This is a genomic window from Virgibacillus chiguensis (assembly GCF_900129865.1).
Lineage (GTDB): Bacteria > Bacillota > Bacilli > Bacillales > Amphibacillaceae > Virgibacillus > Virgibacillus chiguensis.
Genome location: NZ_FQXD01000002.1, coordinates 333,818 through 354,089, shown reverse-complemented (window position 1 = coordinate 354,089; position 20,272 = coordinate 333,818). Strand labels below are relative to the sequence as shown.

General features: G+C 34.6%; 21 protein-coding genes. 19 read left to right on the top strand and 2 right to left on the bottom strand.

Annotation, left to right across the window (positions count from 1 at the left end; genetic code table 11):
- Positions 1 to 9 precede the first annotated feature (9 nt).
- The gene (locus BUB45_RS04160; RefSeq protein ID WP_073005571.1) at positions 10 to 828 is read left to right on the top strand and encodes a glycerophosphodiester phosphodiesterase; all 819 of its coding nucleotides are present in this window, start codon (positions 10 to 12) and stop codon (positions 826 to 828) included.
- 133 nt (positions 829 to 961) lie between these two features.
- Here the strand turns inward: BUB45_RS04160 and BUB45_RS04155 are convergent, their stop codons facing one another.
- Positions 962 to 1,099, bottom strand: a complete 138-nt coding sequence (locus BUB45_RS04155) for a YjcZ family sporulation protein (protein WP_073005569.1) — start codon at positions 1,097 to 1,099, stop codon at positions 962 to 964.
- Positions 1,100 to 1,126: 27 nt separating this feature from the next.
- On the bottom strand, positions 1,127 to 1,228 hold the full coding sequence (locus tag BUB45_RS04150) for a YjcZ family sporulation protein (protein ID WP_073005567.1): 102 nt from the start codon (positions 1,226 to 1,228) through the stop codon (positions 1,127 to 1,129).
- 350 nt (positions 1,229 to 1,578) lie between these two features.
- Here BUB45_RS04150 and BUB45_RS04145 point away from each other — a divergent pair, with 350 nt between their 5' ends.
- The 18 genes from BUB45_RS04145 (at position 1,579) to BUB45_RS19740 (ending at position 20,256) form a co-directional block, all read left to right on the top strand.
- The gene (locus BUB45_RS04145) at positions 1,579 to 1,836 is read left to right on the top strand and encodes a hypothetical protein (protein ID WP_073005566.1); all 258 of its coding nucleotides are present in this window, start codon (positions 1,579 to 1,581) and stop codon (positions 1,834 to 1,836) included.
- Positions 1,837 to 2,178: 342 nt separating this feature from the next.
- Positions 2,179 to 2,475: a WXG100 family type VII secretion target gene (locus tag BUB45_RS04140; RefSeq protein WP_073005564.1), complete on the top strand. Its 297-nt coding sequence runs from the start codon at positions 2,179 to 2,181 to the stop codon at positions 2,473 to 2,475.
- A gap of 178 nt (positions 2,476 to 2,653) precedes the next feature.
- On the top strand, positions 2,654 to 6,187 hold the full coding sequence (esaA, locus tag BUB45_RS04135; protein WP_073005562.1) for a type VII secretion protein EsaA: 3,534 nt from the start codon (positions 2,654 to 2,656) through the stop codon (positions 6,185 to 6,187).
- Positions 6,162 to 6,659 (top strand): type VII secretion protein EssA, encoded by a 498-nt coding sequence (gene essA, locus BUB45_RS04130; RefSeq protein WP_073005560.1) that lies wholly within the window; start codon positions 6,162 to 6,164, stop codon positions 6,657 to 6,659. Before esaA ends, essA begins: the two co-directional genes overlap by 26 nt.
- Positions 6,660 to 6,671: 12 nt before the next feature.
- Positions 6,672 to 6,923, top strand: a complete 252-nt coding sequence (locus tag BUB45_RS04125) for an EsaB/YukD family protein (RefSeq protein WP_073005558.1) — start codon at positions 6,672 to 6,674, stop codon at positions 6,921 to 6,923.
- A 113-nt stretch (positions 6,924 to 7,036) separates the two neighbouring features.
- Positions 7,037 to 8,326: a type VII secretion protein EssB gene (gene essB, locus BUB45_RS04120; RefSeq protein WP_073005557.1), complete on the top strand. Its 1,290-nt coding sequence runs from the start codon at positions 7,037 to 7,039 to the stop codon at positions 8,324 to 8,326.
- A 164-nt stretch (positions 8,327 to 8,490) separates the two neighbouring features.
- Positions 8,491 to 12,945 (top strand): type VII secretion protein EssC, encoded by a 4,455-nt coding sequence (gene essC, locus BUB45_RS04115; RefSeq protein WP_073005555.1) that lies wholly within the window; start codon positions 8,491 to 8,493, stop codon positions 12,943 to 12,945.
- A gap of 13 nt (positions 12,946 to 12,958) precedes the next feature.
- Positions 12,959 to 13,369 carry a YwqH-like family protein gene (locus tag BUB45_RS04110; protein WP_073005553.1) on the top strand — a complete coding sequence of 137 codons (411 nt, stop codon included), beginning with the start codon at positions 12,959 to 12,961 and terminating at the stop codon, positions 13,367 to 13,369.
- 6 nt (positions 13,370 to 13,375) lie between these two features.
- Positions 13,376 to 13,690, top strand: coding sequence for a TIGR04197 family type VII secretion effector (locus BUB45_RS04105; protein ID WP_073005551.1), 315 nt, complete (start codon positions 13,376 to 13,378; stop codon positions 13,688 to 13,690).
- Between the two features lie 13 nt (positions 13,691 to 13,703).
- Positions 13,704 to 15,041: a T7SS effector LXG polymorphic toxin gene (locus tag BUB45_RS04100; protein ID WP_073005549.1), complete on the top strand. Its 1,338-nt coding sequence runs from the start codon at positions 13,704 to 13,706 to the stop codon at positions 15,039 to 15,041.
- A 30-nt stretch (positions 15,042 to 15,071) separates the two neighbouring features.
- The gene (locus BUB45_RS04095; RefSeq protein ID WP_073005547.1) at positions 15,072 to 15,617 is read left to right on the top strand and encodes a hypothetical protein; all 546 of its coding nucleotides are present in this window, start codon (positions 15,072 to 15,074) and stop codon (positions 15,615 to 15,617) included.
- Between the two features lie 28 nt (positions 15,618 to 15,645).
- The gene (locus BUB45_RS04090) at positions 15,646 to 15,939 is read left to right on the top strand and encodes a DUF4176 domain-containing protein (protein WP_244527650.1); all 294 of its coding nucleotides are present in this window, start codon (positions 15,646 to 15,648) and stop codon (positions 15,937 to 15,939) included.
- Positions 15,940 to 16,710: 771 nt separating this feature from the next.
- Positions 16,711 to 17,487: a hypothetical protein gene (locus BUB45_RS04085; RefSeq protein WP_073005545.1), complete on the top strand. Its 777-nt coding sequence runs from the start codon at positions 16,711 to 16,713 to the stop codon at positions 17,485 to 17,487.
- A 99-nt stretch (positions 17,488 to 17,586) separates the two neighbouring features.
- Positions 17,587 to 17,952 carry a hypothetical protein gene (locus BUB45_RS04080; protein ID WP_244527649.1) on the top strand — a complete coding sequence of 122 codons (366 nt, stop codon included), beginning with the start codon at positions 17,587 to 17,589 and terminating at the stop codon, positions 17,950 to 17,952.
- The gene (locus BUB45_RS04075) at positions 17,949 to 18,395 is read left to right on the top strand and encodes a DUF5085 family protein (RefSeq protein ID WP_073005543.1); all 447 of its coding nucleotides are present in this window, start codon (positions 17,949 to 17,951) and stop codon (positions 18,393 to 18,395) included. Before BUB45_RS04080 ends, BUB45_RS04075 begins: the two co-directional genes overlap by 4 nt.
- Before the next feature lie 32 nt (positions 18,396 to 18,427).
- The gene (locus tag BUB45_RS04070; protein ID WP_073005541.1) at positions 18,428 to 19,042 is read left to right on the top strand and encodes a hypothetical protein; all 615 of its coding nucleotides are present in this window, start codon (positions 18,428 to 18,430) and stop codon (positions 19,040 to 19,042) included.
- 236 nt (positions 19,043 to 19,278) lie between these two features.
- A complete protein-coding gene (locus BUB45_RS04065; protein WP_073005539.1) occupies positions 19,279 to 20,103 on the top strand; it encodes a hypothetical protein in 825 nt (274 codons plus the stop codon).
- A 6-nt stretch (positions 20,104 to 20,109) separates the two neighbouring features.
- On the top strand, positions 20,110 to 20,256 hold the full coding sequence (locus tag BUB45_RS19740) for a hypothetical protein (RefSeq protein WP_170861701.1): 147 nt from the start codon (positions 20,110 to 20,112) through the stop codon (positions 20,254 to 20,256).
- The last annotated feature ends 16 nt before the right edge of the window (positions 20,257 to 20,272 follow it).

Genomic DNA, 20,272 nt, shown 5'->3' with positions numbered 1-20,272 from the left:
GGAGGGTTTTTGTTCATACTACTATTGCTTACAAGCTTATCGTTATATGCTCATGCAGAAATTCAAATAACGCCTATGGTTACAGAAAAAGCAGAAATCTATGCGCATAGAGGGGCAAATGATCGTTTTAATGAAAGTACCGTTACTGCTTATGAGATAGCGGCTAGAGATGGTGTGGATGCGTTAGAATTAGATTTACGAATGACAGAAGATGGAGAGCTTGTTGTCATGCATGATGACACCATTGATAGAACAACGAACGGTAGCGGCAAAGTATCTGCGTATACGTTTGCGGAATTGAGGGAGTTTGAGACTGTTGAAGTCTTTCAGCAAGAGGAGAAACGGGAAACAATACCAACTTTAGAAGAAGTATTGCAAGTTTTTGAAAAAAAGGAGCATTATTATATTGAAACACGGCTCGTTCATGGTAAAGCGAAGATGGAAACAAAATTAATTGAATTATTAAAGGAATATGATCTGCTTGATCGACAACATGTCTCTTTTCAATCATTTTCAGAATCCAGCTTGGAACAATTGCAGCTGCTTGCTCCGTCCATTCCGTTAACGTTACTGTTTAAAAAAGGGGCATTTAATCTTGAAAAAGCAAAAGAGGTACCATATTCTGCTATTGGAGTAGAGTCGACGGATGTGAGTTTACAAGTTGTAAATGAGCTTCATAAGCAAGGAAAAGAAGTACACGTATATTTTACCGATTTGGCAACACAAAAACAAGAACAAAAACGTGTCAAATCTTTTAATGTTGATGGCTATTTTACTGACTTTATCAATTATACACAACAGTTATTAAACGATAAGACGATAAAGTAGTTAGGAAAGCATGTTTTTCATGAGAAAGTAAGAAGGCTTTTTATTTTTACGGGGAAAAATAATCTACAATTCTATACAAATTAAAAAAAGCAGGTCGCAATAGGGACCTGCTTTTTCCTGTAGTGGTAAAATCTTAAAAGCATGCTGCTCCAACGATAATGAGTAAGATGAATAGAACAACAATTAAAGCAAATCCGCCGATACCACAGCCATATCCAGCAGGTGCGGAGTAACCGTATCCTCCACAACCGCAATTATATCCATATCCCATAGTTTATCCTCCTATCTTTATGAATTGTTAACAGATGTAGGCAACCCCTACGATAATTAACAGAATAAACAATACGACAATTAAGGCAAATCCACCGCCGTAGCCATAACCTGCAACAGCTTCACCCATGTTAAACACCTCCAGTTCTTTTACAATAATAATGTATGCCTAAGCAATGAAAATGATATGGGTGATCACCTAGTATGCTTGAATTTATTTGAAAGAAATTTTGTGAAATAGCGTTATACATACTATTACACCTAAGATTTTTAATACTTTAGGTAGGCCAAAAATTTTTAGGACTTGTAGTATAAGAAAAATAGTTTATGCCTTCTGACTGGATGACAAGCTGAATTTTGCTAAAGGATATTTTTTAACATTAATTTTCCGCTCATTACCTGAGTAATTTGTCTTTTACAGGGCTAATTACTATCTCATATGATGTTGTATCTGACTTATACATTGGGGGTGAAATTTATATGTCAGGTTCGCATTATTATTCATTATGTCAACGTCATATGGGAAAGGCTGTAGAGATTAAAACACATTGTGGGAAAGTTCATCGAGGTATCATTGAAAAAGTGAGCCCAAACCGAGTTTACATGAGGCCGTTAGATAGAGGACGTGGACTGGGAGGCTTTGGTTTTGGTTTTTATGGTTTTGGATATGGATTCGGCTACGGTGTTGCTTTAGGTGCAATTGCATCATTAGCCATATTACCATTTTTCTTTTGGTAAGAATTTATTCATTTTTCTTGTTATTTGAAGTGCTTCTATAGGAGAGTTTAGAGTTGATTCTTTTAGTCGATGAATCAACTCTCTTTCCGTATAGTGATAAAGATATTAACTGGCAAAAAAATGAAACTAATACGATAGTCCTAAATTTTGACGGGGTAAATATTTCCTAATTTTACCATGTGAAAAATGTACATTCGGTGTAAATTAGGTCTTTGTTATCAATTATCCAAAAAATGCATATAGTCAATTGACATAGAAAATTCGGTTGATTAGTCTTGTAGGAAAGAGGCTAATTACTTTATTTCGCCTCTAAGTAAATCAACAAAGGGAGATGAGATTGTAATGGCAGGACAAATTCGTATGACGCCTGAACAGTTGGAGGCAAAAGCAAAACGTTATGGGAATAGTTCAGATCAGATTGAGCACATCCTAAGAGACTTGAGTAACTTACAAACTGAATTGCGCGGTGAATGGGAAGGGCAAGCCTTTGACCGATTTGATGAGCAATTTGAGGATCTTAAACCAAAAGTACTGAATTTTGCTCAATTAATGAGAGATATTGAATTGCAGTTAACGAAAACAGCGGAAGCAGTTGCTGATCAAGATCGTGCATTATCTCAAAATTTTGGTCTTAAATAAAGGTTTTTATATGAGCGGAAAATTGTCGTAAACAACGTTTCGTGACTCATTATGAGAGCTGCACGGCTTAAGTTGTGCAGCTTCTGTTTTGGAAAGATAGTATAAAAAACGAACAAGAGTTTGCGATTAGTGATTCATGTAACAAAATAAATTGTGAAACTTCTAGGAGCTGTTTGTTATGAAAAAATTGGATAAACGCTGGTTCCTGTTTTTAGTATTAATCGTTATCTTAGCATCAGGCTTATCCTATCTTGCTTTAAGCCAACAAGAACAAACAGAAAAGGATGAATCAGAATCAAATAAAGCAATGGCTGTAGCGCTTGTTAATGAAGATGAGGGGTCTATCTTAAATGGACAAGAACTAGCTTTTGGAGAGGCTTTCGTCCAAGGAGTGAACAATGAAGACAATCACGAGTGGTTTGTAGTTAGCCGCGGTGTAGCAGAAAGTGGCTTAAAACGTGGTACATATGACATGATGATTGTGATTCCTAATGATTTTTCCGAAAAAGCGCTATCTATTGATTCGGAATCGCCAGACCAAGTCGTTTTAAATTATAAGATTAACGCAACGGATAATGAGCAAATAAAAGCGGAAGCAGAAAAAACAGCCAGTAATATTCTTAATCAATTTAATCGTAGGATTATTGACGTTTATTTTGCAAGTATTGTCGGAAATCTGCAGAATGCACAGGATAATATTGGTGGCATTATTGAAAAACAAGCCGTATTTACAAACACTATGAGCAGTGAAGTGTATAATCCTTTAGATAATTATACCAATCAATTTAGCACGATAAAAGATAGCACAGAGGTATCGAAGGATAGCTTTCAAGGCTTTCAGGAAATAATGAATAACTTTGAAAAAGAGCTGTTAGATGATGCAGAACTGGATGAAGATTATTTGTCATCTGTTCATGATGTTAAAAAATTAAAAGAGCAAAATAATACGCAAATTCTCGAATTCTATCAAACTTTAAATGAATTTGATCGCTCCTTAAAGCAACAGGAAGTAGAACAAGAGTTGGAACGTTTACAGTTGGCAAATAAATTGATTAATGAACAATTACAGAACAACGGCGGTATGGAAGAAATTAAACCACCTGTGAATTCTGTAATGTATCAAAGTAATCCCGGGGGTAATATTGCAACAAGAGCGAATGTATTAAGGAAGCATTTAGACGATTCATTAACGCAAGTCCAGAAAACGTATAATGATATTGAAAAACGAATAAACCCAGAATATTGGGGCGGTTTTACTGGGGTAATTTCAGATCGTTTAGATGGACTACTTACCAGCAAGCTGGGTAAAGATGATCAACTGGTAAATATGCTTTTAAAAAAGCCAGCTGTTCATGCAAAAGACACTATTCATAAGCACATAAGAAGATTACCTTCAATGGATATGGAGGACTTTGAAGAAGTTGGTTTGCCAAAGCGGACAATCAAAGAAATTAGAAATGTTATTGCGGTAACAGAAAAATATATGAATGAAGACGGCTTAGGCAAAGATGAAAATCTTAGCCCGGATGGTGACCCAACCAAACTCCTATCATATAAGATAAACAAACTAAAAGAAAAGTTGCATACTTCAGGGATGACGATGTCTGATTCCGTCAAGTTGCCAAAAAATAAAAAATCAGCACAAACATTCAAATTAAAAATACCAAAGCGTATTCTCGAAAAATATAATGTGGAAAACTTACAACTTACCATTCCTGGTATTGGCGAAGAAGATTATACAAAAGAATATCATGATGGTGAAATTATTCTTCCAGCGAATGAAGAAGGTGTATTTACCGTTCAGGTTACACTACGGTTGCGTGATAAAAATTCAAATATAGACATACTCCAACCAATTCCTTGGGGATGGAATCTTCATCAAAAAGATATTAATAATGTAGATGTTCCTGAAACAGCCCAAATTGAAACAGCAGAAACACCACTTGTTGCCAATGCAAAGGTAGAGGTGGAGCAACAAGGAAAAAATGTTGACACTTCAGATAATAAAGCGAAGCAAAAACCAACTTCAGAAGAAAAGTCTGAGGGAAGCAATGAACAGAGCGATTCTGAAGAAGGTGGAAGTTTAGGTGAGGATGGAGAAACACCTGGAAATAATAATCCGGACGAGCCAGGGGGCGGGGATGTCTCAGATGAGGATGAACCATCGGACGAAGAAGATAGTGTCCCGCTTGAGAAGCTAAAACCAGCAACCAAAAGAGTTAAAGTCATTAATAATCGCATTAACCATGAAATTATGACTCCAATGGAAGGAATGGATAAAGCGACGAATCAATTAATTAAAGCTGTAACGAACACGGTAACCCCTTACCAAAAACTATTCTCAACCTATGAAAGTTATTTTGGTTTGCATATGGGGGGGCCGAATTTACCGGAACAAATTAAAGGTAAACCTTTAAAAGAATTAGCTACTAAAGATTCGTTATATTATCTTTTTAATAAAAAAGATGTCCCTGGTTTAATCAAAGACTATATTGTCTTACAAATTAGTGATGAAGTGGCTAAAGAAATCCGCACTCCATGGGAACAATTACAAGCTCAAATAGAAATCCATGAAGAGAAAGTTGCATTAATGAACAGCAATGCGGATGCTTTAGTGAATAAAATAGATGAAACTGCTGAAAGAGCTAGGGTCTTGAATAAAAGTCTTGAAACAACTTTAAGTAATGTAGAAGCTTGGCGAGAGAAAAGCTTGAACTTACTTGAATCTCAAGAACAAATTCAAACAAAAGAAGATGAAGAGCAGTCTGCCATCGTTTCCTTGGATGACAGCTTTCAGCCACTACTATCAGCTAGTCAATCTTTGTCGGAGCAAGCACAGAGCAATGTAAATGAAGGTGATGTAGTTTATGATACTTTCGATAGTATTAATGAGCAAGCGACGACGATTCAAGAAAGTGGCGATGATATTGTTCAACAAGTAGAAACGTTGTCAGAAAATATGACAAATAAATTAATGGACGATGAAAATTTTGCCGAGAACTTCACTGGTGTATTAGCAAATAGTCGTATTGGTGACAGGCAAAATGAAGACTTATATGATTTCTTATCCAATCCAGTTCAAACAAGTAATGAAGGAACGATTACATCCAGTGATTCATTTACACCATACTATCTTGTGTTAATCTGTTTCATTGTTGTCTTGTTTACAGCCTATGTTATTTCAACAATAAACCAGAAGCGTATGGAGAGAGATCCATTTTCGGAAGGAAAAACAATAATGAGCCTGAACATACCAATTACACTTATAACGATTGGTATCGGTGTATTAGAAGGTATTGTGATTGGTGTTGTATCTAGTTATACAATGGAAATTGCTGATAGTGATATGTTAATGCTTACAACGCTTATTGTCTTATTAATTACTGGAATGTTACTTTTTTCCACTTATTTATTAAGACAAGTTAAAATGATTGGTATGTTTATACTTTTAGTGGTGCTCAGTCTATATCTGTTCTTAACAAATGCTTTTGGAACAGGTATAAAAGGAATGGAGACGTGGAAAGAATTCTCGCCACTGCAATATGTTGAAACCCTTTTGTTTCGTGTTGTACAAGGAGAAGCTAATTACTCCGCGTCCATCTTTATTATGATTGGTGTTGTAATAGTAGGTGCTTTAGCCAATTTGTTTGTTGTACATCGCTCAACACAAAAAGGGGATGTGGACAATGAAAAAGAAGCAGAGGTTAGTTAAAGCGATCCTCACACTTGTTATTAGCGTGCTGGTTGTTTGGGGATACCAAGCACCAGCGGCTAGTGCCGATAGTGATGGAGACTTAGAAATGAAAATTGACCGTATTGTGGAAGATGATAAGAAAAATACAGTTAACCAGGAAACAGAGTTAGAAAAGATTTTCCCTACACTATTTACAGAAGAAACATCTAAAATCATTGCTGAAAAGAAAGCGGAGCAGCAGCAGTCTTTAGAAGAACTGGAGTCAGATCTCTTTGCAAAGGATGTGCAAATAAATAAGACATTGGATTCTGTTAAAGACGACCTGTTCACGAAAGATTATGAAGAGATTGCCGCATCTACCTCGAAGCCGAATAAAGATGAGATAGCAGAGACAAGCCAATCTAGTAATACATGGCTATATGTGTTAACAGGTTTTGCTTTACTTTTATGTGGTGGAATCTATGTAATGATGCAAAAAATGTTAAATTAGGAGAAATAACAAATGGCACAAGATACCCATATTAATGTGACAATGGATTTTAACTACATTGGATGCGGAGTTTACGACCTCCGTATCCCCACACAATTAACGGTAAAACAATTACTCTATTATGTAACAGATGCTCTACATATTACGCTACCAGATCATTCTTACTATGCCATCAAAGTTACCACGAAGAAGCTGTTCATTGCAGATGATGATTATATCATCGATTACCCTGTTACAGATGGAGATATATTAGTTGTTCAATAACAAGAAACATATGGCTTATATGAATGATTGCTAAAATGATCGAGCTTGACACAATATGTCGTGTTGTAAGCGGAATATGCATTTTTACTGGAGGACAAAGGAGTTAATGGGAAATGAAGGAAAAAACAATCGAATTTGAAAACCTCACATTGCAATTTGAAATGGATCAAACTAATTGGAAAATGCGTTTACCGAAATCACAAACCGCTGTACATGATGTTCGCCAAATGGATATCATGTTACATCCTTCTGATTTTTTTGCCCCGCTTACTATAGAGGAAGAAAAAGATGCATTTCAATTTACATTTAAGTTAGAGCCTAGATGGAAAAACTGGGATCATCTACTGCAATTACATAGAAATGAAAAATTACGATTACTTTGCAACATGTTGCAATTAGAGCCTATTTTGAACACGAGGATAACTTTTGTGCTTCATCCTGATAACCTGATGGTTAATGATAATCTGATGCCTGTTGTTATCTATCGAGGTATTCGCAAGCTTGTACCACCTTATGAATGGGATGAAGCAGATTTTTTAAAACAATTAAAATGCTATGCGATCGCTTTATTCTCTAAAAAATTTAATTTTGATCAGCTTTATCATGGGTCATTACAAAATGCAACGGAAACCGAATTCCAACGACAGGTAAGTGAAGTAGCCGACTTAGCAGAGCTCAAGGATTTATTGTATAAAAGTTATCAGGAAGAACAAGTCAAAACAGAACAAACGATGACAGTTGTACCAACGAAACGCTTTCGTTTATTTAAGCAACTTTCGATTATTATGATTATCGTTTCCGTATTGTTAACCGTTCCCGTCATTTATTACGGCATTATAAAAGCACCTTACCAAGATAATCTATTAGAAGCTCACGGTGAGTATTTGGCTTCTTCCTATGGCGATGTTATTTCCACTTTAGAGGGGGAAGATCCAGAAAAGCTACCGATTCAAACGATGTATATTTTAGCTCATTCCTATATTAACGTGGAAAACTTACCTGATGCAGAGAAGGAAGTTATTTTAAAAAATGTCAGTTTGAAAAGTGATCCTGATTACTTAGCCTATTGGATTTATAATGGCAGGGGAGAATTTGATACATCGCTTGAAAAGGCCAAGTACATTGATGACCCTGTCTTAATTATACACGGACTTATTCAAAAGATAGAGGAAGCTAAAAACAATCCAGACTTAACAGGATCAGAGAGAGAAAAGACTGTTAAAAAGTTACAAGATGAACTAGAACAGTACCGTGAGGAGTTTGATTTACAAGACGAGGATGAAGAAACAGTACCGGCAAGTGAGTCAGAGGCGGAAGATACTAACCAAACAGAACAAGAAGCGCAATCAAATGAGGACAATAAAAAGAAAGAAGATAGTGGTGACAAAGAAAAGGAAAAATAGCTTTTTAGCCATCTATTAAATTAATCTTTCGTGTTGCTTCATCGATACACACGTTCATTACAGGTATGACATCAAGCGCCGTATATCTTGCGTAGTATAAACATTGGCGTCCAGAAACTGTCCACATATTTTATATTGTAACGTTTTAGAGAGGGAGAAACGTAATGGCAAACAAAATACTCATGGTCACTTATGATAATCAATTGCATAAATGCCATTTACCAGATCAAGAAAAAAAGGAAATGATAATTGGTAATAGCTGGTCAGATAATATAACTTTTTCCAACTTAGAGCAAACACATAAACTAATGTGGAATGGCAACGAGGCTTTTATTGGGGAAGCAAAATTAGAAAAACAACTGTCTCTCCCTGAAGCGGATCATCTGTTGGAATTATATTTGTTACATAGGGAAGAAACCAGATTCTATGACGCTGCAGGTGTAGAAACAATAACGGTTGGCACGCATTCATATGATGATATTATGCTACCTAATTCGTCTGTTGATTTTGTCTTGCACAGACAGGAAAATGGGTTTACTTTTCAGCTAGAAAATAATGGTGCAACCATTTTTCATAACTTTAAGGCTGTTGAAAAGCAAGCAGTCGTATGTCCTGGAGACCAATTATTTGTTGCTGGAACGATGTTTTGCGTAGGTGAAAAGGAATTACAAGTGATGACATCACATCTTGATTTTACAAGTAAGCTTGTGGAATTGGTAGAAGTGACTACTCCTTACAGCGGGGAGTATCCAGATTATCATCGTTCACCTAGAATTATTTATCGGGAACCTGAAGAAGATCGAACGATTGCTAAACCAGCACATAAGCCTTCAAAGCCTAGTGAACAATTGGCAAGAACGATCGTACCTCCAATAGTAATGGTTGTAGCACTGATCGTTATTTCACTAATTCAACCTAGAGGGGTTTACATCATCGTGATGCTATCGATCACCATTGTCACGATAATATTTTCGATTACTTCCTATGTGAAAAGTGTTAAAAAATATAAAGCGGATATGAAACATCGTGAAGAGACATATAAAGCGTATTTGCAACGGAAAACGAAAGAACTGTACTTAGTAAGTGAGGAGCAACGCCACGCTTTATTTTATCATTATCCTGATATCGTAACGATTAGAGATATGGTTAGAAATATGGAGGCAAGAATTTATGAAAAAACCATGTATCAGCATGATTTCCTGCATTTTCGTGCGGGTTTAGGAACGGTTTCATCTAGCTTTAAAATTGACTTTAATGATGAAGAATTTACCCAAGAAAAGGATGAACTTATAGATCAAGCAAGAGAGCTCTTATCTCAATATAAAGAAATTGAAAATGTACCCGTTGTTACATCATTAACCAAAGGACCTGTTGGCTACATCGGTCATCGTCCGCTTGTGTTAGAGCAGTTGCAGTTATTAGTTACACAACTTGCATTATTTCATAGTTATCACGACGTGCAATTTATTACAATTTTTCCAGAAGAAGAAAAACAAGAATGGGATTGGATGCGCTGGCTACCACATGCTAGTTTAAGAGATGTTAACGTGCGCGGGTTTATATATCACGAACGTTCTCGTGATCAAGTGTTGTATTCCTTGTACCAATTATTAAAAGAACGTAGACAAACCATAGAAGAGAAAACGAACAAAAATGAAAAGCTTTATTTTTCTCCCCATTATATCGTACTTATTACAGATGAGAAGATGATATTAGATCATATTATTATGGAATTTTTCAATGAAGATCTAAGTGAAATTGGTGTGTCCTTAGTATTTGTGCAAGATGTCATGCAGGCACTTCCAGAACATGTGAAAACGGTTATCGACATTCGTGATGCAAAGCATGGAAACATTTTATTAGAAGAAGGAGAATTAGTGAATAAAAAATTCCATCTGGATCATTATCCGGAAGGGTTTGATAAGGAAGAAATAACCCGTGCCTTGGCACCGATCAATCATCTACAAAATCTAAAAAACTCTATACCTGAAAAAGTGACTTTTCTAGAAATGTATGATGTGGAAAATGTAACGGATTTAAATATTGAACATCGTTGGAAGGTAAATGAAACGTATAAAAGTTTAGCCGTTCCATTAGGTCTTCGGGGTAAAGAAGATATCGTTCAATTAAACTTACATGAGAAGGCTCATGGTCCACATGGTCTTGTTGCTGGTACAACTGGTTCAGGGAAATCTGAAATTATTCAGTCCTATATTTTGTCTTTAGGGATCAATTTTCATCCTTATGAAGTTGCCTTTTTACTCATAGATTATAAGGGCGGTGGAATGGCAAATTTATTTCATGACATGCCACATTTGTTAGGAACGATAACGAATTTGGATAAAGCGCAATCAATGCGGGCGCTCGCTTCGATAAAAGCAGAGCTGCAAAAACGTCAACGGCTATTTGGGGAGCATAATGTCAATCATATTAATCAATATCAGAAGCTTTACAAGCAAGGTAAAGCAAGCGAAGCGATGCCACACTTGTTTTTGATTTCGGACGAATTTGCAGAACTGAAATCCGAACAGCCAGATTTTATGAAAGAGCTTGTATCCACTGCGAGAATTGGGCGTTCTCTGGGCATCCATCTTATACTTGCAACACAAAAACCAAGTGGAGTTGTCGATGACCAAATTTGGTCGAACTCAAAATTTAAATTGGCACTCAAAGTACAAAATGCGAGTGATTCGAATGAAATATTGAAAACACCTGATGCAGCGGAGATTACGTTACCAGGACGGGCGTACTTGCAAGTTGGGAACAATGAAATCTATGAACTGTTTCAAAGTGCGTGGAGTGGTGCAGATTACGTGCCAGATAAAGAAGATCATGAATTTATAGATACAACGGTTTATGCGATTAATGACTTAGGTCAATATGATATTCTTACTGAGGATTTAAGTGGATTGGCCAATAAACAAGATGTGGAGAAAAAACCAACTGAATTGGAAGCGGTGATTGATTATATTGCTACTTACACAGAAAAATGCCAAATTGATCCTCTTCCAAGACCATGGCTTCCACCGTTACCAGAACGAATATTGCCAAAGGAAATACATGATGTTCATTTTAAAGAAATTTGGCAAGAGGAAAGCAAGAAATCGCTAGTCGTTACATTAGGTTTACTAGACCAGCCAGAATTACAATCGCAATCACCACTTACGCTTGATTTAACGAAACATGGACATATTGCTGTTTTTTCCAGCCCGGGCTACGGAAAATCAACGTTCTTGCAAACAGTTACTATGAATCTTGTGCATCAGCACCATCCTGAACATTTACATGTGTATTTACTAGATTTTGGTACCAATGGTTTACTACCGTTAAAATCGTTACCACATGTTGCGGATACGATGCTACTGGATGAGGAAGAGAAAGTAGCTAAATTCATCCGTCTTATGAGCAGTAAAATCAAGGAACGGAAACAGAAGTTAAGCAATTATGGCGTTGCAAGTATGGATATGTATGAAAAAGCGAGCGGAGATATAGTGGAAAATCAATTAATTGTTATTGATAACTATGATTCTGTCCGTGATGCAGCATTCTCTGATGAGTTCGAAAAGCTAATTACACAAATTGCTAGAGAGGGTGCAAGTATTGGCATTCATCTAGCCATCAGTGCCGGACGACAAAGTGCTATGCGCATGCCGTTATTGTCGAATATTAAAACTCAAATTCCACTTTATTTAATTGAAGAAACCGAAGCTCGTGGAATTGTCGGTAGGACAGAGATTGAAATTGAAGAAATACCAGGAAGAGGGATGATTAAGCTGGACGAACCAGCATTATTCCAAACCATGCTTCCTGCAGAAGGAGAAGAGACATTAGCAATTATTGATGCGATTCAAGCAACTGCAAAAGAAATGGCAGCATTCTGGGATGGTGAATTACCAGAGGAAATTCCGATGATGCCTGAAGGAGTGGTTGACTTTGAGAAGTTTAAAAACAACAGAAAGACAAAACAACTTGTAAAAGAAATGCAAGTCCCCCTAGGATTGGAATTTGAGGAAGTACAACCACTTGCTTTTGATCCAATCCAACATGGTCATTTAACTGTTGTAAGTGATCGGCAAGATGGTTTAGATAGATTACGTCAATCATTAGCAAAAAATATGTCTCTTCTTTCTGGTTTTTATCAAACGATGTTAATTGATACGGCAGAACAACAACTGTCCGACATTGGAAAAAGCCTACATGCATATATATCTGAAAAAGAAGGAGTTATTTCTGTGAAAAATGATCTTATGACAGAAATTAACATCCGTACTAAACAGACAACGGGGGAGAATGTTAGATGGCTTGTTCTTATTGCCGATGTAAAAGATTTTTGTGATCGCACTCAATTAGAAGTGGATGAAATAACCCTTCTAATAGAACAGGGCAAAAAGACCGGCATCCATTTCATATTTATAGGGGATTACAGTTATATTGGACTGAGCTTTGAACAAGTTGCTAAGTATATACGTTCGCAAGCCATAGTAGGATTGATGAGTATGCGACTTGGCGATCAGGATATATTCAAGCAACCATTTATTAGACAGGAAAAATATCCAAATCCATTTGAATGTTATTTAGCAATGGATCATCAGCATACAAAATTGAAAATACCTGAATAAGGGGGAGTGAGGGATGAGCACATCATTAAGTCTTTTGCGGGAGCAGAGGGGTTCGACATTAGCTGGTATTGCAAACGCAAGGAATCAAATTGATATCTTAAATTCTAAGGTAATTAGATTAAAAGATGCGGCTAGAGAATTAGAAGCAAGCATTACAGAAATGGAAACAACTAAGCGTTCTATAGATAACCTACCAGTTGATGAAAATAGATGGAAGGGGGCAAAAGTAACTGAATTTAATAAGTACTATAATGTGTATAAAAGTAGCATAAGAAGCTTTATTCTAAAGACAGAAGATGTTAAGCAAAGAATAGAAGAAGATATCATGCTTTATGAGAGAAAGATAAATTCATATGAAACTGGCATCATGAGTTTACAAAATACACTCACTTCTATTGATAGAGAAATTTCTAGAAAGGAGTAATTCTACATGTCAGAGGAAGTTAGTATTCACATAGAGCAATTTAGATCAAAGATAGGTAAGTTAAGATCTTCTGTGTCCGATTTGGAGTCTAGTATTAAAACTAGTCGATCTTTTGATAGAACAAATGTAAAACCATTTGTTAATGATCTAGAAAATATAATAAAAGCAATTGAGTTGCTTCAAAAATACAAAACATTATTGCAAAAAGATATCACCTCATTAGAAGATATAGGTGAGAAAATGTATGAGAATGATAAAAAGCTAGCTGGCTATGCAGATAATGATTTTCATATATCTGGACCACAACCTTTACGTTATTAGAGGAGGGATAAAAATGGGAGATAAAGTTGATATGTCTGAAGTTTTTAGATTATCAGATGATTTAAAGGTTGCATCTTCAGAAATTGATTCTATCTTGGAACGAGTTAAAAAAGATATTGAACAAATTATTGCAATAGAGTCTTTTTCAGGAAAAGCTGCAAAACAAGCAAAACAATATTTTGGTGACTTTCATTTGACGATTATAGATGTTTACCAAAGGCTGTTTTTAGATGTGAAAAACTATTTAGGAAATCATATAGATTTATTTGTATCTGAGGTAGATTCAAATAAATCTACAAAAATAGAAAAAAATCACTTGCAAGATATAAATATGGACGTAAATGAACAGTATGAGAAAATTAACTTTGAACATCAATCTATTAACAGAACGATAAGTAATGTAGGAGATATAAGTAGCACTACTACCCCAGATTTCTCATTTGTTGAAAATGACCAAAGGAGATTAAAGAAAGAAATTAAAAATTTAGAAGAGAAATTTGCTTTATTTACAACAGAAGGAAAACAACATGACTTACAAATGAAAGAACTATTACATCATATCGATGTTACAATAAATAACTTTGACAAGAAAAAAGATCAAGGTCACTTTGAAGGTCATACATTCTCAATAGCTTATGTAGGATTACCTGTTTTAAAAGACTATGTAAATAATTCTAGCGAAGAAAAGAAAAAATTGGAAAATCTTGATCGGGGTTCCAAGGTGATTATAAATAAAGCTAAGGAAGATTATGAGCAAGGGATAATAAGTATGGAAACATATGATTCTATCTTACAGGGAGTAATTAGTACGGGAACAGCTTTTTTAAGAAATGCTGCTACTTCTAAGTTAACTGAAGAAATATCAAAGCCTATTGCGGAATCAATTAATAAATGGGTGAAAGATAATACATCAATTTTTATAGATAGAGGTCTAGTAACTGTGGGGCCCTACGGTACTCAAGCATTACAATATGAGCCTCCTTCAATAGCAAAGCAAATGCTTAGATCAGCAGCTAGTATTCGTGTTCCAATTATAGGTTCAGTAGTTGATTTTGGTATTCAACTGTATAAAGGTGAAGAAATTACTGATGCAGCTTTGAAATCTACAGGACACTTAGGGGCTGGATTAATTGGAGCCCAAATAGGTACATTAATTGGTGGAGGAATTGGTGCGCCAGTAGGGTTTATGGTAGGAGTGTCAGGGTCAATGTTGTTTGACTTATACTATGACAATAAAGAAAAAATTGCATCAACTTTTCAGGATGTAGGCGATAGTGTTGTAGTTGCTAGTGAAAAAATAGGCGATGCAGTAGCTGGTTTTTTTGGTAATCTAGGATCTATATTTAATTAATTATTTGTATAGTATATAAGGAGTGGGGTAGTGAAAAATAAATTAATTCCAATATATAGAGAAAAAGAAATTTACACATTATTTTTTGATGATAAAAATAATAAACTTTATAAGTTCCCTCATCGAGAAAAGTCATCTCTAATATATATTTTACTGTTTTTTGTAGTTCTCTATGGTTCACAATTTATAAATCAAATTTATCAACCATATAAAGGAGTGCTATTAAATATTACTTTGTTTGCTATAGCTAACGGTGTTTGCTTTTTTATAGCTAAATTTGTATATAGTCATTATTATATTCAGAAAACAGATGAAAATATTTTTTTAAATCAAGAGAGTATGAAAAAATACGCTACAGAAGGTGAAAATCAATATCGCCTTGAAGTCAATCTAGGAGGGGGAATTAGCCTAGTCATGTTTGTGATAGGATCTGTTCTGTTTTTTATTTTCCAACAAATGGAACTTTTAATAATTGGTTCTTTAGGAAGCGTTCCGTTGTTTATAATATTAATAAATAGACCGCTTTCTAGATTGAAAATTTTAAGAGGATTTCAAAATAAAAATATTCACTTATAAAAATTCTTTTGCGGAGGATGTGTTTATATTGGAAATATTACCAATAGGGAGCGTAGTTCAATTGAAAAATGGGGATATAAAGTTAATGATTATAAATAGAGCCCCCTTGTATAATAAAGAGGGGGTTATAGGGTATTTTGATTATTCAGCATCTATATATCCTACTGGAAAGATTGAAGAACAGGTGTACTTCTTCAATCATGAAAATATTGATAAGGTGTTTTTTGAAGGGTATATAGATGAACAGGAAGAATTATTTCAAAAAGAATATAATAAAAAAATTACTGAAGTTAAATACCCTAAATTTACCATTGATTGTTAGATTTGATATTATTGTAGCTTGTACTTTTAGAATAAAAAAGATAAGCAAGGGGATGGCTAGTAAGTGTTCCCTTGCTTTCCACTACAGCTTCCTTCTTGGACAAGATATAAATGTCTGTTTCAAACTACAAAGTTTTTTAAAAGCATGCTTCTTTATACGTGTACATGAATAATTAGTTACCTTTACTCGCATGGTTCGACAGTCAAAAGCTAGCTGTTATAAGAGTTGGATGACCGAACAAGGCTATCTATGCTCGCCTTTCCGAATAAAGTTAATACACTAGGGATAAAAAATCACACGGTTAAACTAGCATCAGTACTTAAATTAGCATTTAAAGAGATAACATGTTTAAACCACTTTTTTCTTAAAAATCTATTTTTCTTCCTTTTGTGATTCTGAAAATTTTAATTCCATTACTGGTTGCTACTCCATTGATTCTATTCTTCCAGAGAAGAAAAAAGGATGGAAAACAAGGAGAAGAGTAACTCCGTATTAAATTTATATTTTAGGTTTATTTTCTCCTCTTTTTGTACTCATAAGATTAGGTCATGAACGCTTGAGGGATGCATTGATATATTAAAATTCCAGGAAATCTGTAATTCCATATCTTATCTTTAGGGTAAAACTTCGAATTTCTAAGAAAGGGAGGTTGGTATGGAGAAGCAGAAAAATTGCTATTAACATTAAAGCAAGCTTTGTTACATTACTATGTTTATGAAATTTCACAAGAATCTTTTGTTTATTTGTTTTTAAGGTAGGGAGATGCAAGAAATGCTTAATCAATTACACGAAAAAGATTTTTACGTTTTGCGTGGATCATTAAAATCAGGCAGGCAAAGTCCAAAGAATTTAGCTTTTGCTGTATTCTTATCGATTTTTATTCAACCATTAATATTTTTCTTAACATATGTAGTAGCTGCTGATACAACCATTTATCCATACAAAGACATTTTAATGAATGTGCATTTATGGATAACAATAGCACTTGTAGTCTTTTCTATATTTCTTTCAATTCCAAAAGTGTATTCAAGTAATCAAAAAGCCCAGTATTTGTTAATTATATTTGTATCTCAAAATATAGGCTTAAGTATGTATCTAAATTCATTATTTATACTGGGTTCAAATAATTTTAGTTTTGAGGCTACAGTGGGCTCACTCATGAATTTTACTTTTATTACACTTTCAATAGGGCTCCTTGTTTTCGTAATCACTTATGCAAGGTTTTATATATTGTTAAAAAAGGGTCATTATAAAGAAGGAACTAAAAAAGATGCACATAGAAGTAAGTTAGAAAAAGGATCATATCTTCCTGTAGCTATAATGGTTGGTACAGCGTTGGTGTATATCATTCAATATATGCATCAAATCAGCTACACGTTAGACATAAATGCCATGGTTTTAATTACAATAGGCCCTTTACTATATTTCAGCATGCTTTTTGTACTACCAGAACAATTAGTTATTCTCTACTGTAAATATCGTTTTGAAAGTTTTAATTTTGATAAAAATGGAAATTTTAAAGACAATGGGATCGGAAAGGGAGGATGATTGATTTGCAATTTGAAACTCGCTCACTTATTTTTGATAATTTATTAATCTATGAAACAAGGCAGTTAAGAAAAAAATTGGCAACAAGGTTTTTTCATTATGGAAGATTTTATACTTGCTGAAGGTATTTACCAAAATGGTCCCATATTTTTTTCGGTTTCTCCTGAAAAGAACGAAGATAAATTTGGTAAGTTCACATATTATTTGCCAATTAGCGAGCCTGTTAAGTTATCAGATGAAACCGACTTTCATTTCCAAGAGAAACTATATATTAAAGACGCTTTAGTTTTACGCCAGGCGGATCAAGCAACTGATTTCCATGCTGCTTATCAGCGAATTCAAGAATATGCTCATCTTCATGATGTACCAATAGATGCTACATTTTATTGTGTACTGTTGGAAGTATATGATGATTTTATCATTGATCTATATGTACCTTTCAATCATAGAGGTGAGGGGTCATGATTGTAGAACAACATCATATTGCGCATACAAATGTAGTTTCAAAATATTATCAGTTTGTACCTGAAGAAATTGATATAGCCATTAAAGATTTTCAATCTATTTTGGAAAAGGAAGGATATCATCCAGATGGTAGAATGTTATTTACTATTTTGAGCGACCCAACAAGTGAGGTTATGCAGGCAGAAATTTTTTTGCCAATTCTTGAAAGTAATTTTACAATTTCGGATGAAGAGCAGCAAGTATATTTTCATAGTTACTTTTCTGTCAAGCCAATGATTATGACACGATTAATGGATGATTTTGAAACAGCATCTCAAGTGAAGTTTTGGGAGCTAATGCACTATATAAGACAAAATGGATTGCAACAGAAAACCCCTGTGTTTGTAGAGTATAAGACTAGCCACATGGGAAGAAGATATGTGGAGATGAGTGTAGGAGTTTAAACGCAATAGCCATTGGGGAGGGAGAATGAATAATGAAAAGGTTTTTAATGCTAATCATGATTGCGCTTTTGTTTTTATTGGTTGCATGTAGTAATGATGCAAAAGAAATAGATGACAGTGAGAAGCAATCTGAAGATACAGAAGTGCAGGCGAAAACAGATAATGGAAATGAACAAAACACAAGTGAACATGCTGGAGGTCAAATGCACGACTTACAATTGAAATTACAGAAACAGGACAAAGATGCGGGGATGACAATTCAAAATAATGAAATCTATACGGTTTTAGATGAAGCAATTAAAGCTGATCCCAAAATGGGAGTTCCAAATGATTTTAGCCTCTATCCGTTTGATATTTCAATTAACCCTGATGGAAGTCGATCCATTTTATTTCTGGCTATTAATCGACTAAAAGATTCTATGAAGAATATCAAATTTGATATGACATTTGGAAATCAAGAAGGAGAATACATATTTGAAAATAAGGAGTTAGTGCTTACTGAAGAAGAGTTTGGCATTCTTCATGCTGATACCGCAATACCATTTATGCTGGATGTAACTCCACAACAGGAGCAAATGTTTAATCGTTTAACAAAAGATAATGTGTATATAGACATGGCTAATTTTGAAATGGATATAGAAAAGTAAGCATTTAAGCTATTATTAATAGACAGGAATTACTCTTAGGTAATAGTTTGGATACGTTAGCCAGCACTAAATAGCAGGCTTTTGACGGCTGGATCTGGGGCTCTCCATATGAAGTATTAATTATTCATGCGGCATGTATAGTGCACCACACATTATACATGCTGATACAGATAATTAAAAATTTAAAATGAATTTAAATGTAAAATGTGAGTTTTGTGTAAGTAGGTGGAGATAGGATGAAGAGCATATTTACTGGGTCTTTTTCTCAAGTGGAAGAGGCAATTAGCGAGAACTTTATGAAAGAGGCAATAAACTCTATAAAAAATTTTAAAATGCATAAATTGATTATATTTTTATTATTTTTTTCAGGTAGTTCTTATGTTGTTTACGGGGTAAGTTTTTTCTTTACTAACAATATAGATGATTTAGCAGTATCATTTGATAAAAATAATGAATTTATCCCTTTATTTTCAAGTATATGGTATATACATCTCCAGGCTTTTATATTTTTTATTGCCGGATTGATAGCTTTTATATATAAAGAAAAAAATCATGCGAAAGGTTACTTTCTATTTATCTTTTTTTTATCTCTTGGTGGGTTACTATTTTTGCTTTTCGCCTTCAAATTTACCCAATTAATAGTAAATAGCTATACATTACGTATGTTATATACGGTATTATTTTTATGTAGTTTTATTTTCGTTTTTTATCAAAGTTATCAAAATGCAAAGAAAATGGTGTATGGTACAAAAAAGAAAAGGACAGCGTTGGTTGAGTGGCTAAGCAAAAATAGAAAAAATGTGTTAAGTATACTATTTGGATTCGGAGCTTTATATTATTTAACAAAAGTTATTTCTCCAGAAGTAGATGATTTAGAAACTAGAATATTTGGTTCATTAATTGATTTTGCACCTTTAGCTGTATCTTTCGCATCTTTTTCATTCTTATATTTTAACAGTGTAGCAATAAGAAGTTACTATTTATACAAGTACTCTGAGAAATTCAGGCAGAAATTTGGGGTTGCTAAAAAACATTGGTATGGGGAGAAATACAAGGATTAAAATGGTATGAGATCGTTACGGAAAGGAAAACGTACTGCGCATGAATCTAGAGTAGGAAAAAACGGTACTGGTTCAAGGGGTGGTGAAGTGATCCCGGAGTGGAGATTAATAATAGCGTTCATTCAGAAGAAGGAGCAAAGCTTTAGAGAGTAGAGTGAAAATGGAGTCT